We start from the raw sequence: 14,749 nt of genomic DNA, 5'->3' as shown, positions 1-14,749 counted from the left end.
TTATGCCTCCTTTTCGGCTGTCTTTTTCTGTCCGCCGTCTGAAAAAGCTGTTTTGTCCTCCGCAGCAGCTGCGCGGATACAGCGGCAGGTATGGGTTCCTCCGATATTAATCAGCTTTACGTCTCCCTTTCTGCACTTATCCGATGCATAAGGGCAGCGCGGGGAAAAGGAGCAGCCCTCCGGCAGATTTCCCGGATCCGGCGGCATGCCTGCTATAGGGGAAAGCCGTTCCACATCCGAGTTAATATCCGGCAGGGATCCAAACAGCCCAATCGTGTACGGATGCGACGGATGATCAAAAATTTCTTCTTTAGAACCATATTCCACAATTTCACCGGCATAGATGACTGCCACTTCATCACATACTTCCGCCACAATACCGAGATCATGGGTAATCATGATCATTGCCGTCTGCAGTCTTTGCTGAAGTGTCTTGATGATATCCAATACCTGCGCCTGAATGGTTACATCCAGTGCGGTAGTAGGTTCATCCGCAAGCAAAAGATCAGGACTACAGGCGAGCGCCATGGCAATGATAACTCGCTGTTTCATACCGCCGGAGAACTGATGAGGATAATCACGGAAACGCGTACCGGGAATCCCGACCATTTCCAGCATTGCAGCCGCTTTCGCTTCCGCCTCCTTCCTGGAACATTTCTCATGAAGCTCTATTCCTTCGGCGATCTGATTTCCGATACGCATAACCGGATTCAGGGCAGTCATGGGATCCTGAAAAATCATGGAAATCCGTTTTCCCCGGATTTTCCGCATTTCGTCATTATGAAGCTCCAGAAGATTTTTCCCCTCCAGACAGATTTCCCCGCCATCCACATGGGCCGGCGGCTCCGGCAATATACGCAGAATGGATTTGGCAATAGTGGTCTTTCCCGCTCCTGTTTCCCCAACCAGTCCCAGCGTTCTCCCTTTTTCCAAAGAAAAAGACACATCATTAACCGCATGGATCTCACGTCCCTCGGAGGTGTAATGAACAACAAGATTTTTTACTTCTATAAACGGCACTTTCTTCTCCGTCATTATTTTCTCCTCCTATTTCTTTAATTTGGGATCCAGCGCATCACGCAGTCCGTCCCCAAGCAGATTCAGGGACAGAACAATCAGTGCTATGGCTATCCCAGGGAAAACAACCATATGAGGATGATCCACCATATACTGGTTGGCCGCCGTAAGCATCGCTCCCCATTCAGGGGTAGGCGGCTGAATTCCCAGCCCGATGTAACTTAAGGAAGCAGCCATAAGAATGGTATTTCCGATTCCCATTGTTACGGACACTATTATAGGTGAAATACTGTTCGGCAGAATATGCTTCGTAATAGTCCTGGGTACTGAGCAGTTTATTTTTTGTGCGGCTTCAATATATTCCATCTTTCGTACCCCCATGATAGAACCGCGGAGAAGCCGTACCGTCATCGGAATGCCGCCAATAGAAAGGGCCAGCACCGTATTGAAAAGCCCGCTTCCCAGACATGCTGAAATAGCAATAGCAAGAAGGATCCCGGGAATCGCCTGAAGAATATCAATCAAACGCATAACAATCGTATCTACCGTTCCCCCGAAATATCCAACGACAGAGCCAATGAGCATTCCCAAAAAAGTGGAAATAATTGTTGCGGTGAACCCCAAAAGCAAAGATGCCCTTCCGCCATATAACAACCGGGAAAAAATATCTCTTCCCATTTCATCTGTTCCGCATAAGTGCTTCAGGGACGGCGATGCAAAGCGGTTTGCCATATCCATCTGATCATATTTATAGGGCATGATCAGCGGCGCTGCTATCGCCAAAACGATAAGAATTAACGAAATTGCCAGGCCGAACATTGCCATTTTGTTGCTGCGAAGCCTTCCCAGCACCTGGGAAAACTGACTTTCCTTTTTTCTCCGGCCTTTTTCTTCTGCCGGACATCCGACTGCCGCTGTTTTTGCCATTATTTCTTCCTCCTTTTCCAGCTCTTCTGCTGCCCTTCATACTGAGCCTTGATTCGGGGATCCACATAGGCATAAACAATGTCTACAATTAACATGATCAGGCTGAAGATTGCCCCAAGAAACAGGACGCCGCCCATAACAATAGGGTAATCTCTGTTGTTGATCGCCTTCGTTGTGAAAGAACCGATTCCGGGAATGGAAAATACAGACTCAATGACTACCGTACCGCCGAGCATCATACCCATACCGTTTCCAATAACAGTGATGATTGGAATCAATCCGTTAGGCAATGCGTGCTTATATAAAATATCCCGTTCGGATAAGCCCTTTGCACGGGCTGTCACCACATAGTCTGAACGGATAACCTCCAGCATGCTGGATCTGGTCTGTCTCGCCTGAGAGGCAATTCCCGCAAATGCATTGGCAATACAGGGAAGAATATAGTACTGGATTCCTCCCACTCCATAAGCAGGCAGCCAGTTAAGCTTTGCAGCAAACAGTATTACCATCATCATAGCCAGCCAGAAGCCGGGAATGGATACTCCCAGAAGCGCTACGATCATGCAGAAGCGATCCGCCAGTCCGTTCTGATGGGTAGCCGCCGTGATCCCAAGCGGGGTACCTATGAGAATCTGAAGAAGCATACAGATTACCGCTATGGTGATGGTATACGGCATCCTGTATAAAATTCCCGACATGACGGACTGATTGGTAAAATAGGAATCTCCCAAATCAAAATGCAGAAAAACCTGATTCAGATAGTTCAGCAAACGGACTATGTAAGGCTTATCCAAACCCATCTCTGCTCTTTTGGCCTCCAGCGCCGCCGGTGTCGCACCGTTTCCTAAAATTGACGCCGCCGGATCTCCCGGACAAAAATACATGATAGTAAAGATAACAACTGCAATTCCCAGCAGCACGGGAATCATCCACAACAAACGCTTTACGATATATTTCCACATACGCAGCTCCTTTCTGAAAAAAGGCACTCCCAGCGGAAAGGAATGCCCTCTGTGCATCCCTTTCCGCATCGGCAGTACCGTACGTCTTATATTTGCCGCCTCCGCAAATATGCAAATATTATTCTGCTAATTCACAGGCTCCCGGAAGAATCTGATTTCTGTCGTCCAGCGCAACCTTGGTTATATATTTGGAATGAACGGAATTAATCGTTCCTTCCACAATGCCGTATCCATAGCATTTTTCCGCCAGATAATCATGAAATGCATCGATAGATTCTTCACCGTATGTATTTACATTCAGACAGGCCGCCATCAGTTCATCCAGTTTACTGTCCTTTACAAAGTTGGCTGTGCCTCCGGTTGTTGACTCAAAGTCAGGTGAATACCAGCAAAGCTTCCACTGATTCACAATGTAATCCGTCGATCCGGTAGTTCTGAGCATAATATCGTATGCAGCGGAATCAAACTGAGACGCGATAAAGGACATCTGCTCGTAAGGAACCAGTTCAACAGTCACCCCGATATTTCCAAGATAGGCCTGAACCATCTGCGCAATCATATCCGCCGTAGTTGAAGTTGTGTACATCAGTCTGAGACTTTGTCCGTTATAACTCGATTTTGCAAGATAATCCTTTGCCGTATCGATATTGTAGTCAAAATAGTCCTCTCCATCCCATTCCTTATTGTAATCAGGATAGGTCGCATTGGCAAAATCCTTAACTGCCGCGCCATTTCCATTAAATGCTCCTGTATTCAGGCCTTCCCGATCAATGGCATAGGCGATTGCCTTCCTCAGGTTCTCATCTTCTGCAAAAACAGAATCGGCTGACATATTGTAAAGGATGTCGTAGGTAAGATTGTCCAAAAGAACCTCTACTTCATTTCCGTCTGCATATTCTCCGCCCTCGTCGAATTTCGGGACATCCGTATCCGGCACACCATTGGCAATATCAACTGTATGTGTCTGCATTGCAATCGTATGCTGGGAAGCTTCTGTAATTACAGACATGGTAATCTTATCTGCATTATGCTTACTGGTTGTCCATACAAGAGAATCATCTGTCTGCCAATAATCATTGCTGTTCACGAGTACCAGCTGGGAACCCGGTGTATAGCTTTCTACCTTATAGGCGGTTGTCCCAACCGGATCGACGGCCATCTGATCACCGGATGCCTCATATGCCGCCTGTGAAACTATCGCACATTCCAGGAATACGTTTTCAAGTTCTCCCACTGCCAGAGCTTTTGAAAACTTAAATTCAACCTTGTAATCATCCAGTACCGTAACACTGTCAATTACTTCCAGCTTACTGTAGTTTTTTGTTGCGAGTGCACTGTCAAAGCAGAACTTGATGTCACTGGCGGTAATCGGGTTGCCTTCTGTATCATGGATATAATCGTAAAGTTCCACTTCATAAGTAGTATCATCTATCTGCGTCCAGTTCTTTGCAAGAACCCCTTTTGTCTCACCATTTTCTCTGGTAATCAGATATTCATAGACGGTATTCAATATGGCGATACGTCCCTGAGACATGCCCGCCCATGGTCCCATATTTTCCGGATCTGAGATGATGCCGACAACAATTTCCCCCTCTCCTCCGGCTCTTGTATAATCCCCGCTCTCAGAAGCTGCTGTGTCAGCCGTCTGTGTACCGCTTTCGGTACTATTGCTTACCGTACTGCCTTCTGTACCGCCGTTTTCCATATTAGCGGTATTCTTAGTACTTCCGCATCCTGCCACGAGTGCGGCTGTCATGCATGCGGCTAAAAAAAGTGATAATACTTTCTGCTTCATATTTTCCTTCTCCCTTTTCTTGTTTTTATAATAAATGCACCATGCATTTAGTATCGGTTTAAAAATTCAAGTGCGGCGTCTACGATTGAGCGGGTATCATAATCCGGTTTTCCATGATCCGCCTCCGATTCCGTAAAAATCGCAGTCACCTTATCCGCCCCCGCCTTTTTCACGATTTCTTCTACCAGAAGCCGTGACTGCTGTACCGGCACTACCGGATCCTTCAGACAATGTAATACAAAAAACGGAGGAATGTCTTCTCTGATGTAATTAATCGGATTGGCCATATTGCATAATTCCCTTGCATCCTTCAATGGCTGTCCCATAAGAATTGATTCCGGTGAATTTGCCTCATTATGATTTGCTATTCCAAACCCATTCTCCTCTATGAAATCATCCAGCCGATGAAACCCGGCGCAGGCTCCGCACAGATCAACCACTGACTGGATTTCACTGGATTCATGCGGATTTCCCATGGAGCTGTCCTCAAACCACTGCATATGATTCGTAACGGCTGTCATCACCCCCAAATAAGCGCCTGCCGACATCCCCCAGACAGTGAACCTTTTCTTGTCCAGCTTATATTCTCCTGCATGTGCCCGGAGAAAACGGATTGCCGCTTTGATATCATAAATCGGCGCCGGCCAGGTCACCTGATCTGCCTTTCGATAATCAACACTGGCAATCGCATAGCCTTCCTGCAGCGCTGTGAACAGACTTTCCATTCTTTTATCCCGTTTGCTCCCAAAGATAAATGCTCCCTCATGTATGTAGATGATCAGCGGATACTCTTCTTTCTTTTTCTCCGGCAAATATAAATCAAGAACGTGTTCCTTTTCAGAAGCATAGGAAATATCCAGATATTTTTCTGATATATTTTTGATACGATTCACATCAAATTCCGGTGTGTGCGGAATCGGGAATGCTAATGATGGTTTCATTTCTGTTCTCCCGTGATTTTTCTCATTTCTTTTGATAAGGCCATTATAGTTTGTGCATCCCGCTCAAGCAATCCATGTTTCCCTTGTATTTATGCACCTTTTGCATAAATACTTTTATTGTGCGCTTTTTAACTTTTGCAACTCGCTCACATTTTTCTCATTTCTGCCAATTCTATTGACACATTTAACATACCCCGCTACAATTAATGCAGGTTATGCAATAATTGCAGTGGGGTATATCGAAATGGAAATTGATTACATACGGGAATTTGTAACACTTGCTGATGTCGGTAATTATATGGAAGCAGCCGATATCTTATTTATCTCTCAGTCTACGCTCTCCAGACATATTAAATCTATTGAAGAGGATCTCGGTGCGCCGCTTTTTGACCGTACCACCAGAAAAGTTGTCATAAATGATTTTGGAAAAATCTTTCTTCCTTATGCAAAACAGATTATGAATTTACAGTATGATTATACTACCGCGCTTTTTAACCATCAGAATAATATCTCCGAAACCATCACTATTGGGGCAATACCAGTGATGGCTCAATATCATATTACGGATGTGCTTGCAGATTTTCAGAGAGAAAACAGGAATTTCAAAGTACATATTATAGAGGCAGATTCTTCAGAACTGAAAGAAATGCTCAGAAACGAGCAGTGTGATTTCGCATTTATCCGTGAACATGATGATTCCGACAATGAATTTGTCAAAATACCTTTTACGACGGATCACATGGTGGCTGTTCTTCCAAGTTCCCATCCACTTTCCTCTGCTTCTTCTATTTCGTTAGAGCAGCTGAAGGATGAAAACTTTCTGTTTTTAAATAAGGGGACGCTCATGCATACGCTGTGCGTCAATGCATGTAAGTCCGCCGGTTTCCGCCCTAATATCGCTTTTACCGGATACCGGGCGGAAAATATCATCTCCCTGGTCCGAAAGGAAATGGGAGTTGCTCTTCTCACGAAAAAACCTGCTGTGTATCTGGCAGGCCCTGATATTTCTATAGTTGATGTGACACCATGCTTTACAACTACTATCAGTCTTGCTTATTCTAAAAAGAAGGAACTGGGTAATGCTGCGAAGCATTTTATTAATAGTGTGAAGGCACGGCCTAAATTATAGGAAGGTTTTGGGGTATGTTCAGAGCGGGAGGGGTCGAGTTCGGTTATTTCTTGAGAACTTTTTTCTTAATCTGTATATCAGATGAGGCTTAAAAGCCACCATATAAAGAAATGCCGGCACAGTATTAATACTGCGTCAGCACCTCATCTATCCGTTTCTCCCCATTTATCTTCGTCCAGTCTTCCTTAAAATCGGAAACAGCCTTATCAATCAATGCATTGTCCACCATACTGTCCAGCACCGCTGCCGGCAGTGTTACCGACTGTGCACCAGCAAGAACCGCCTCCAGTACCTGCCCGCAGTTTTTGAAGCTGGCGGCCAGCACTCGGGTTTCCATTCCGTGCATCCGGTATAGGGAAACGATGTCCGCTGTAACCTGTCTGCTGTCAATAGAAAGGTTCTGCATGCGGTTATAATAGACAGCCGCATAATCCGCTCCCGCCATTCCCGCAAGGAAAGCCTGTTCCCTGGTATATATGGCTGTAGCCGTAATCACAAAACCTTTTCTTTTCAGTTCCTTTATAGCCTTTATTCCCTCCCGGTTCACCGGGATCTTGATATAGGTATTTTTACCGAATGCTTCTGCAATGGCTTCTGCTTCCGCCAGCAAAGCCTGCGCCGTCTCTCCGGTTACCTGTACGTGAAGAGGCAGGCCGGATGCCGCATCTTTTACCAGCTCCATCTGCTCCGAAAACCTTCGTTTTTCTTTTGCCAATATGGAGGGATTGGTAGTAATCCCTGCAAGCGGATAAATTTCTTTACATCTGCGGATTTCCTCCGCATCTGCCGTATCCAGAAAAATTTCCATTTCCGCATCTTTCCTTTCTTTTCCAAATATACTCAGCCTTTGATTGCACCTATCATAACACCTTTTACAAAGTATTTCTGCACAAAAGGATAGATACACAAAACCGGAAGGGTTGAAACAATGATCGCACTGTATTTGATAGTCTGCGCCAGATATATTTTTTTCTGAAGCGCCTCCGGATTCAGATTCTGCGTCTGGCTCACGTTGCCCACCGTATTCGTCACAAGAATATTTCTCAGGAAGGTCTGAAGAGGAAGCAGATCCTTGTCATTGATATAAATCAGCGCATTAAAGAAATCATTCCAATGGCCCACCATATAATATAATGCGATTACCGCGATAACAGGCTTCGACAGGGGCAGAACCACCTTAAGCAGATACTGTATGGGATTCGACCCATCCAATATTGCCGCCTCTTCCAGACTGTCGGGAATACTGTTCACAAAATAGCTTCGCATGATTATCATATTATACACGGACAGACATCCCGGAATCATCATAGCCCAGATGGAGTCCACCATATGCAGCCCCTTAACCACCAGATAGCTGGGGATCAGGCCGCCGCTGAAATACATGGTTATCATACAGATCACCATTAAGATATTCTTCGGCATAAACTTCTTGCGGGAAAGCGGATATGCCATACAGATTGTCATAAACAGGTTGATAACCGTTCCCAGGACTGTATAAAATATCGTATTACGGTAACCGATCCAGATTTCCTTGTATTTTAATATTTCTTTATAGGAATCCAGAGAAAAGCCCTTCGGCAGTATAATGACATTCCCTCTCCAAACTTCCGACGGATTACTGAAAGAAGCGATTACCACAAACCACAGAGGCCAGGCAAACAGCAGAAACAGCAGAATCATTATGATGAGGTTGGTAATGTCAAAGGCTTTATCGGCGCTGAGTCTTTTATTATACTGTCCGTGATCCCTGTTCTTCCTATTCCTGTTTTTCCCTTTTTTATCCATCCCTTTTTCCTCCTACCACAGACTTTCATTCATCGTCCGCTTGGCGAGCTGGTTAGCCGTAATCAGTAAAATCATGTTGATCAGGGAATTAAACAGCCCCACCGCAGTGGAATAGCCATAATCATTGTCTACAAGGCCGACACGGTACACATAGGTAGACAGTACATCGGAGGCGCTCATGTTCAGCTGGTTCTGAAGCAGAAAAACCTTTTCAAAGCCGACGCTCATCAGCGATCCGATCTGCAGGATCAGAAGCATAATAATTGTAGGCTTTATAGACGGAAGATCCACGTGGAGAATCCGCTGAAGCTTAGTGGCTCCATCCACTATTGCCGCCTCATGAAGCTGGTAATCCACACCGGACAGCGCCGCAATATATATAATGGAAGCCCAGCCCATTCCCTGCCATACACTGCTCCAGACATATATGGACTTGAAATATTTCGCCTCTCCCATAAAGTTTACCGCTTCCATTCCAAACAACTGGAGTATACGGTTGATTACACCGGTATTCGGATCCAGGAAAATAATAATCATACCGCTCATAACTACTGTGGAAATAAAATAGGGGGCATAGGACATCATTTGTATCGTTTTCTTAAAACGTTTTTGTCTTAAATAATTCAGCAGCAAAGCAAAAATGATGGGTATGGGGAATCCCACTACCAGACTGTAAACATTAATCAGAATCGTGTTTTTTAAAAGCATGGTAAATTTATAGCTTCGGAAAAATCGCTGAAAATTATAAAAGCCAACCCAGGGGCTTCCCCATATGCCTTTCTTGACATTGTACTCCTTAAAAGCCAGCTGGATTCCTCCCATAGGTATGTAACAGAATATGATAAGATAAGCCAATGGGATCAGCACCATCAGGTACAAAGTCCAGTTTCCTTTAAAGTCTTTACGCAGGCGTTCGCCGAAGCTTTTTTGGGGAACTGCCGCCGGCTGTCCGGTATGCTGCACCGTCCCCTTATCCTTCTTTCCTTTCCTCATGTCTGCTCCTATCCGCGCATTAACGCACATAAATGACCAAAGTTGATCGCAAGCAAGTTTTAGAAAGTGTGACTCCATGTCTCCCGGGTGCACCGCGCCGGCTGTTGTTAAGCTGTCGGCGCGGCTGTCTCTTTCCCTGCTTATCAAACCCGGATTTCATTTATTTCATTCTCTGATAAGCTCCATTATAGATTTCGGCATATTCTTTACCGCCCATGGCATCAAGCTGGCTTAAGTATGCCTCCCAGGTCCCTTCCAAATCCTTTTTGCCTGTAGTAACTTCCGCCAGATATTCCATAACATAATCGGATATATCCGTATTTATTTCCACAATCCTTTTGGATTCTTCTTCCGTCAGCTTCAGGGATGGGAACGGTTCTGCACAGAGGCTGGAAATTCTGTCTTCTTCCGAGCTTCCGGAAACACTTGTTTCATCACGATAGTGATCGTTGTAATAGGTCTGGGGCCATGCCATGGGATTATAAGCAGAACCCTGCAGAGTCGTATTATCTCTTACCGTGGATTCGTCCTCGCCATACTCCGTCCCCACTATGTAGTCCCATTTACCGTCTTCTCTCCATTCCCATGTCTTCCCTTCCACGCCCATGACGGAAAGGATTCCGCCATCCTCACTGTAAAACTGATCCGCCCATGCCGCCGCAATTTCAGGATTTTCACATTTATCCGTAATCACCATAGCGCCTTCCGATACACCCGCATCGGAGCTGACACTGTTTTTGCCCCATGGAGTCATAACCATATAGTCATAGCCCTGGCTTAATTCGGAGCCAACGGTTTCACTGGGTGACCAGCTGTAGAAATATCCGTAAACGTCGGACGGCCCTTCTGCATACTGCTGGTCAATGGTCTTGGAGAAGCAGTCCTTATCAAGCAGTCCTTCTTCATAGAACTTAGCCAGATAGGACAGGAATTCCTTGTAGGTTTCTGTTCTCGGCACATATACGATCTCATCATTCTGAACTGCACAGAAGGTATTGAAATCCATGGGCAGCATATATTGGAACAGATAAATGGGAGGTACGGAATTATTCGCTTCGAAAGGAATTTCATCCGCTTTTCCGTTTCCGTTGGGATCCTGTTCCTTGAATGCCTTCAGAACCTGACAAAGCTCTTCCATATTTGTAGGTTCTTCCATTCCGACTGCTTCCAGCCAGCGCATGTTCTGCCATAAAAGTATGGTTGCAGGCACTCTTCGGCTGAGAGTAGGAAGGGAGTAGATATTTCCGTCGGAGGATGTAATATACTGCCATGCATCTCTTTCGTCCAAAAGCTTCTTAAGGTTCGGCATATACTGGTCAATCAGGTCATTCAAAGGGATCAGCACCCCCTGGAAACCATATTTTTCGATTTCATTGTGAGTGATAAAGGATTTAAAGAGCACATCCGGATAATCTCCGGAGGAAAGGAGCAGGCCTCTCTTATCCCCTAAATCCGCTGGGAGGCAGGATGTCACTTCCCACTTGACATTCGTATTCTCTTCCGCCACCTGGAACGCCAGTACATTCGGCAGTTCCGCTCCAGTATAACCTGCGGATACCGCAAACATGCTCATGGTCACCGGCTCGGAAAGAGGGAAGGTTATCCCGGAATCCTCCGCTGCCGCAGTGTCTTCCGTATTACTCCCGGCCTCCGTACTTTCCGGCTGCTGCACTGCAGACGACGCGGTATCTGTCTGGGTTTCCGTCGTTTTACCGGAACAGCCTGTCAGTGTTCCCATTAAAACCAATGCCAGCGTTGCTGCAAGAATTTTAGTGTATCTCTTTCTCATATGGAATCCTCCTTGTTTTCCGAAGGAAAACGTATCCCTCTGCGAGCAGGGGATTTTCCTCCTGTTTATTTTAACCACAGATATCGGAACCCTCTGCCCGATTCTGCATTTTAGGGAACCTGAATAAATAAACTGCCTCCGGCAGCACTTCTGTCCGGAAGGAATTCCGGCAGCCTGCCAGATCCGACTGCTGATATTCATGAACACTGTCAGTCCGCCAAAGCTGTGCGCATATCTCTGCCTCTTCCCCTTCGTTCCTTCCCTTCACCGTAATTTGCAGTGGTATTTCCTTACCGGTAAGATTTGCCAGCAAAAAAGCGCCCTCTTCCCCGTTTCCGGCCGCCAGACAGTAAATCCCGTCTGCTGCGCCTTCCACACGCACCTGATTTTCCAGGCGATACAGTTCATTGAAACAGACAAACGCATAATATGCTTTGAAAACAGTCTTCCTGACCGGATCAAACAGACCGCAGTAGCTGCTTCCCACCCATGCATCATAATACATACAAGCATCTACAGGGGTATTCTGCAGCGCACACATCATGGAAGCAATTCTGGCCCCATCCTCCGCCGTCCCGCGAAGGGAAACTCCGGCATTCCATTCATTAAAGATTAATTCCGTATTCTTCAGTCCATACCGGTCCAGCTGTTCTCTCGCATAGCGGGCATACATCACATTGTCGCCGATATCTGCATAACTGTGAAAGGAGAAGAAGTCCAGCGGACAGGCATGCTCCGGGGATGTAATATAAGCCAGGAACCTGTGGAAAAATTCAATGAAATATCCGACTCTTGAAGAGGAATGGGCAACTTCGGAATAATCCGCATCACTTAAGGCATAAAAACCGCAGCTGGAATATCCTCCGATTCTGATCTCAGGAAAAACCTGTTTCAAATAGCCTGCTGCCGTTTCATAGAGAGCGAAATATTGTTCCATCGTCCCTTTCCACATGGGATTTTCATCGGCATCCGGCATATTGTCCGGCTCATTCCAAATCTCCCAGTAACGGATGTTCATGTGGTATCCGTTTCCCCATCCCTTATTGTAATGGCGTATGATTCCTTCACAGATTTTTGCCCATTTCAGGTTATCCTCCGGCGGGTAAATATGATAAGCCCTGATATGCTGCAGATTCTCAATGGAGCATCCAAGCCTGTAAAATGGTTCCATGCCATATTTTACGATTTCCTCCATGAGTCTGTCTGTAAATGCAAAGTCATAACTGGCGATATCCTCCGGATCCGCATCAAAATCCGGAAAAACATTCGCAATATCCACATAGTGGGCGCCGCCCCAGTCACCTCCCGTGTCATGCAGCCTTGAAAACGGGATTCCCGCCTCGGACATCTTCTGAAATAATCCCGAATTTCCATAGTCCTGCGGAACAAATGGTACATTATTTACACCATGCATCGGTTTTATCCTGCCGCAGGTTTTTGAAAAATCAATGGTAACCTCCATTCCTGTTCCTCCCTGTTTTGCAGAGCAAAATGCGGGTTCTCTTACGGACAGAGGATTTTCCTCTATTTCGAAGCCCAGCTTTCTTTTCAGCAGTTCCCCTACAGCTCCTCCCGGATGATTTCTCGCAAATTGCTCTTCTTTGTATCCTGTCCTCTCCATCACCGCGGTCTGCAGCGCATCAAATAAAGCGCTCATCACAACAAAACTGGTGGTTCCCTGGCTATTGAAAGGATCCGTTTCCCTTTCAATATGTATCGGCAGGACCACCTCCGCCCCACGGCCTAGCCCGGAATCCGGATTCTCTGTCACTGCGATAACATGAACTCTTTTCCTTATCGCCGCCAGCAGCATGGGCAGCAGTTCCTCCGTCCTTCCTCCTCTGGAAGCCAGAACCAGAACATCTCCTTCCTCCAGGAAACCCAGGCCTCCATGATTTCCTTCCGATGGTGAGATAAAACGCGCGGGCCGCTCTATACAGCACATGAGATGCGCCAGATGACGGCAGGCGATACCTGTATGGCCGCATCCGCTGGCCGCTATTCGTTTTGCTCCGGCCAGAAGGCAAACCGCACGCTCCATTGCTTCATAATCCATATAGGCTTCTATTTTATTTATTTCACCCGCTTCTATGCGCCACGCCTTTTGAACCGATTCTTTCAGATCTTTTTCCATCTTCCGGGACCATACCCTTTCCCCCAATACTTGTTTCTGACTATAATGCTTTCCGCTTTCTGTCATCTGCCGCTCTCTGCACAGCACCGATCATTTCATCGATAATACCCTCTTTATCTTTTGCTTTTACTATACTGCTCGAGGCTCCTGTGGCCTGTGCTCCATGATATATCAATTGGTATACATCCTCTCCGCTTGAAATTCCTGCACCCTGGAGTACTAGAATCTCCGGGTTTATGCTGTGTACCGCTTCTATAGAAGCTTTTACATAATCCATATTCTTCGTCTGTCCGGTACCTATCAGTTCTGAAGGCTCCGCCACAATGATATCCGGATTCAGACAGGCAATCGCGCGTGCCTCCGCTATGGTATCTGCACATACGATTGCCGCCAGACCGATTCCATGTGCACGCCGGATGGACTTCTCCAGGGTACTCAATGTCAGCGGCTTCTCGCAGTGATTCAGCATGACGCCCACAGCGCCCGCAGCCTTCACTGCCTCCGGAAGGATTTCCGCCAATCCTCTTCCCGGCTCCAACAAATCCATATGGGGCGCATAGACAAAAAGCCTTTCTGTAGCTTCTGCCACTCTGCGTATATCTGTGTACGGTGTGGTGAAAACAATATCCACATCATACTTTTCCGATGCCCTTTCCGCCGCCAGCGCCAGTTCCAAAACGTCATCCCCATAGAGATAGGATTTCGGGCCGATTTCAAAAAAGGGCTGCTCCGGTACATTTTTCCGCTTCATATTCCTGCCCCTCACTCCCCCATAACCATCACCTGCACAATACGCTTACGCGCACGGACCTGATCCCAATCGATAAAATAGGTGTATCCGAATTCTCCCAGATCCATCTTTCCCTCTTCAATTGCAATACTCTCCGAACGGCCGAAAAAGCAGGAGCGCAAATGGGCATCTGTATTCAGGCTGGTCCAGGGTCCGGGCTCTCCCACGCTGTCCCCAAACTCCACATGCTTTGGCCCCGGATGTAGGTACTGGTTTTCCACCCGACAGGTAGGAACCAGTTTTTCCATAATGTTACACAGATCCTGCTGCAGATACTCCAGTCCGAAATAAGTCCTGTCATGGGAACATTCCTGAACCATTACCGAACAGGTTGTATGATGGGAATAAACCGTCACCATTCCGTTTTTGACTCCCGATTTTTCCACAATATCCTTCACCTGCTCCGTAATATTATGAAACGTGGGGTGCTGTCCCTCCGACTGTATCTCAAATTTTTCTCTGATAAATATCATCGCTGCCTTTCCCT

13 protein-coding genes are annotated in these 14,749 nt (G+C 46.4%); 1 reads left to right on the top strand and 12 read right to left on the bottom strand.

Annotated elements, in window-relative coordinates:
- From BLA28_RS14120 to BLA28_RS14100, 5 genes are all read right to left on the bottom strand, one after another.
- Positions 1-1,035 (bottom strand): ABC transporter ATP-binding protein, encoded by a 1,035-nt coding sequence (locus tag BLA28_RS14120; protein ID WP_009250398.1) that lies wholly within the window; start codon positions 1,033-1,035, stop codon positions 1-3.
- A gap of 12 nt (positions 1,036-1,047) precedes the next feature.
- The gene (locus BLA28_RS14115; RefSeq protein ID WP_081330131.1) at positions 1,048-1,944 is read right to left on the bottom strand and encodes an ABC transporter permease; all 897 of its coding nucleotides are present in this window, start codon (positions 1,942-1,944) and stop codon (positions 1,048-1,050) included.
- A complete protein-coding gene (locus BLA28_RS14110; RefSeq protein ID WP_009250400.1) occupies positions 1,944-2,906 on the bottom strand; it encodes an ABC transporter permease in 963 nt (320 codons plus the stop codon). The genes BLA28_RS14115 and BLA28_RS14110 overlap by 1 nt, the downstream gene beginning before the upstream one ends.
- 118 nt (positions 2,907-3,024) lie before the next feature.
- On the bottom strand, positions 3,025-4,701 hold the full coding sequence (locus tag BLA28_RS14105) for an ABC transporter substrate-binding protein (RefSeq protein ID WP_069158537.1): 1,677 nt from the start codon (positions 4,699-4,701) through the stop codon (positions 3,025-3,027).
- 47 nt (positions 4,702-4,748) lie between these two features.
- Positions 4,749-5,642, bottom strand: a complete 894-nt coding sequence (locus BLA28_RS14100; RefSeq protein WP_009250402.1) for an alpha/beta hydrolase — start codon at positions 5,640-5,642, stop codon at positions 4,749-4,751.
- A 244-nt stretch (positions 5,643-5,886) separates the two neighbouring features.
- Here BLA28_RS14100 and BLA28_RS14095 point away from each other — a divergent pair, with 244 nt between their 5' ends.
- Positions 5,887-6,771, top strand: coding sequence for a LysR family transcriptional regulator (locus tag BLA28_RS14095; RefSeq protein WP_025484737.1), 885 nt, complete (start codon positions 5,887-5,889; stop codon positions 6,769-6,771).
- 124 nt (positions 6,772-6,895) lie between these two features.
- Here the strand turns inward: BLA28_RS14095 and BLA28_RS14090 are convergent, their stop codons facing one another.
- The 7 genes from BLA28_RS14090 to BLA28_RS14060 all read right to left on the bottom strand — a co-directional run bounded on the left by BLA28_RS14090 (position 6,896) and on the right by BLA28_RS14060 (position 14,735).
- The gene (locus BLA28_RS14090) at positions 6,896-7,579 is read right to left on the bottom strand and encodes a fructose-6-phosphate aldolase (protein ID WP_069158538.1); all 684 of its coding nucleotides are present in this window, start codon (positions 7,577-7,579) and stop codon (positions 6,896-6,898) included.
- Between the two features lie 32 nt (positions 7,580-7,611).
- Positions 7,612-8,556: a carbohydrate ABC transporter permease gene (locus BLA28_RS14085; RefSeq protein ID WP_081330132.1), complete on the bottom strand. Its 945-nt coding sequence runs from the start codon at positions 8,554-8,556 to the stop codon at positions 7,612-7,614.
- A 12-nt stretch (positions 8,557-8,568) separates the two neighbouring features.
- Complete coding sequence (locus tag BLA28_RS14080) at positions 8,569-9,549, bottom strand: ABC transporter permease (RefSeq protein WP_081330133.1); 981 nt, start codon at positions 9,547-9,549, stop codon at positions 8,569-8,571.
- Between the two features lie 160 nt (positions 9,550-9,709).
- Positions 9,710-11,338, bottom strand: coding sequence for a type 2 periplasmic-binding domain-containing protein (locus tag BLA28_RS14075; RefSeq protein ID WP_069158539.1), 1,629 nt, complete (start codon positions 11,336-11,338; stop codon positions 9,710-9,712).
- A gap of 70 nt (positions 11,339-11,408) precedes the next feature.
- Positions 11,409-13,538, bottom strand: a complete 2,130-nt coding sequence (locus BLA28_RS14070; RefSeq protein WP_069158540.1) for a GH39 family glycosyl hydrolase — start codon at positions 13,536-13,538, stop codon at positions 11,409-11,411.
- Complete coding sequence (locus tag BLA28_RS14065; protein WP_069158541.1) at positions 13,513-14,223, bottom strand: triose-phosphate isomerase; 711 nt, start codon at positions 14,221-14,223, stop codon at positions 13,513-13,515. Before BLA28_RS14065 ends, BLA28_RS14070 begins: the two co-directional genes overlap by 26 nt.
- A gap of 11 nt (positions 14,224-14,234) precedes the next feature.
- Positions 14,235-14,735: a YjbQ family protein gene (locus BLA28_RS14060; protein WP_044963579.1), complete on the bottom strand. Its 501-nt coding sequence runs from the start codon at positions 14,733-14,735 to the stop codon at positions 14,235-14,237.
- Between the last annotated feature and the right edge of the window lie 14 nt (positions 14,736-14,749).

Origin of the sequence: Eisenbergiella tayi (genome assembly GCF_001881565.1) — a bacterium.
Taxonomy (GTDB): domain Bacteria; phylum Bacillota; class Clostridia; order Lachnospirales; family Lachnospiraceae; genus Eisenbergiella; species Eisenbergiella tayi.
The sequence above is the reverse complement of the archived record's forward strand: the minus strand, read 5'-3'. Positions and strand labels throughout refer to the sequence as shown.

Excerpts from the sequence above, each read along its gene's own strand:
- BLA28_RS14120 (WP_009250398.1), bottom strand. The coding sequence starts at position 1,035 with ATGACGGAGAAGAAAGTGCCGTTTATAGAAGTAAAAAATCTTGTTGTT.
- BLA28_RS14115 (WP_081330131.1), bottom strand. The coding sequence starts at position 1,944 with ATGGCAAAAACAGCGGCAGTCGGATGTCCGGCAGAAGAAAAAGGCCGG.
- BLA28_RS14110 (WP_009250400.1), bottom strand. The coding sequence starts at position 2,906 with ATGTGGAAATATATCGTAAAGCGTTTGTTGTGGATGATTCCCGTGCTG.
- BLA28_RS14105 (WP_069158537.1), bottom strand. The coding sequence starts at position 4,701 with ATGAAGCAGAAAGTATTATCACTTTTTTTAGCCGCATGCATGACAGCC.
- BLA28_RS14100 (WP_009250402.1), bottom strand. The coding sequence starts at position 5,642 with ATGAAACCATCATTAGCATTCCCGATTCCGCACACACCGGAATTTGAT.
- BLA28_RS14095 (WP_025484737.1), top strand. The coding sequence starts at position 5,887 with ATGGAAATTGATTACATACGGGAATTTGTAACACTTGCTGATGTCGGT.
- BLA28_RS14090 (WP_069158538.1), bottom strand. The coding sequence starts at position 7,579 with ATGGAAATTTTTCTGGATACGGCAGATGCGGAGGAAATCCGCAGATGT.
- BLA28_RS14085 (WP_081330132.1), bottom strand. The coding sequence starts at position 8,556 with ATGGATAAAAAAGGGAAAAACAGGAATAGGAAGAACAGGGATCACGGA.
- BLA28_RS14080 (WP_081330133.1), bottom strand. The coding sequence starts at position 9,549 with ATGAGGAAAGGAAAGAAGGATAAGGGGACGGTGCAGCATACCGGACAG.
- BLA28_RS14075 (WP_069158539.1), bottom strand. The coding sequence starts at position 11,338 with ATGAGAAAGAGATACACTAAAATTCTTGCAGCAACGCTGGCATTGGTT.
- BLA28_RS14070 (WP_069158540.1), bottom strand. The coding sequence starts at position 13,538 with ATGACAGAAAGCGGAAAGCATTATAGTCAGAAACAAGTATTGGGGGAA.
- BLA28_RS14065 (WP_069158541.1), bottom strand. The coding sequence starts at position 14,223 with ATGAAGCGGAAAAATGTACCGGAGCAGCCCTTTTTTGAAATCGGCCCG.
- BLA28_RS14060 (WP_044963579.1), bottom strand. The coding sequence starts at position 14,735 with ATGATATTTATCAGAGAAAAATTTGAGATACAGTCGGAGGGACAGCAC.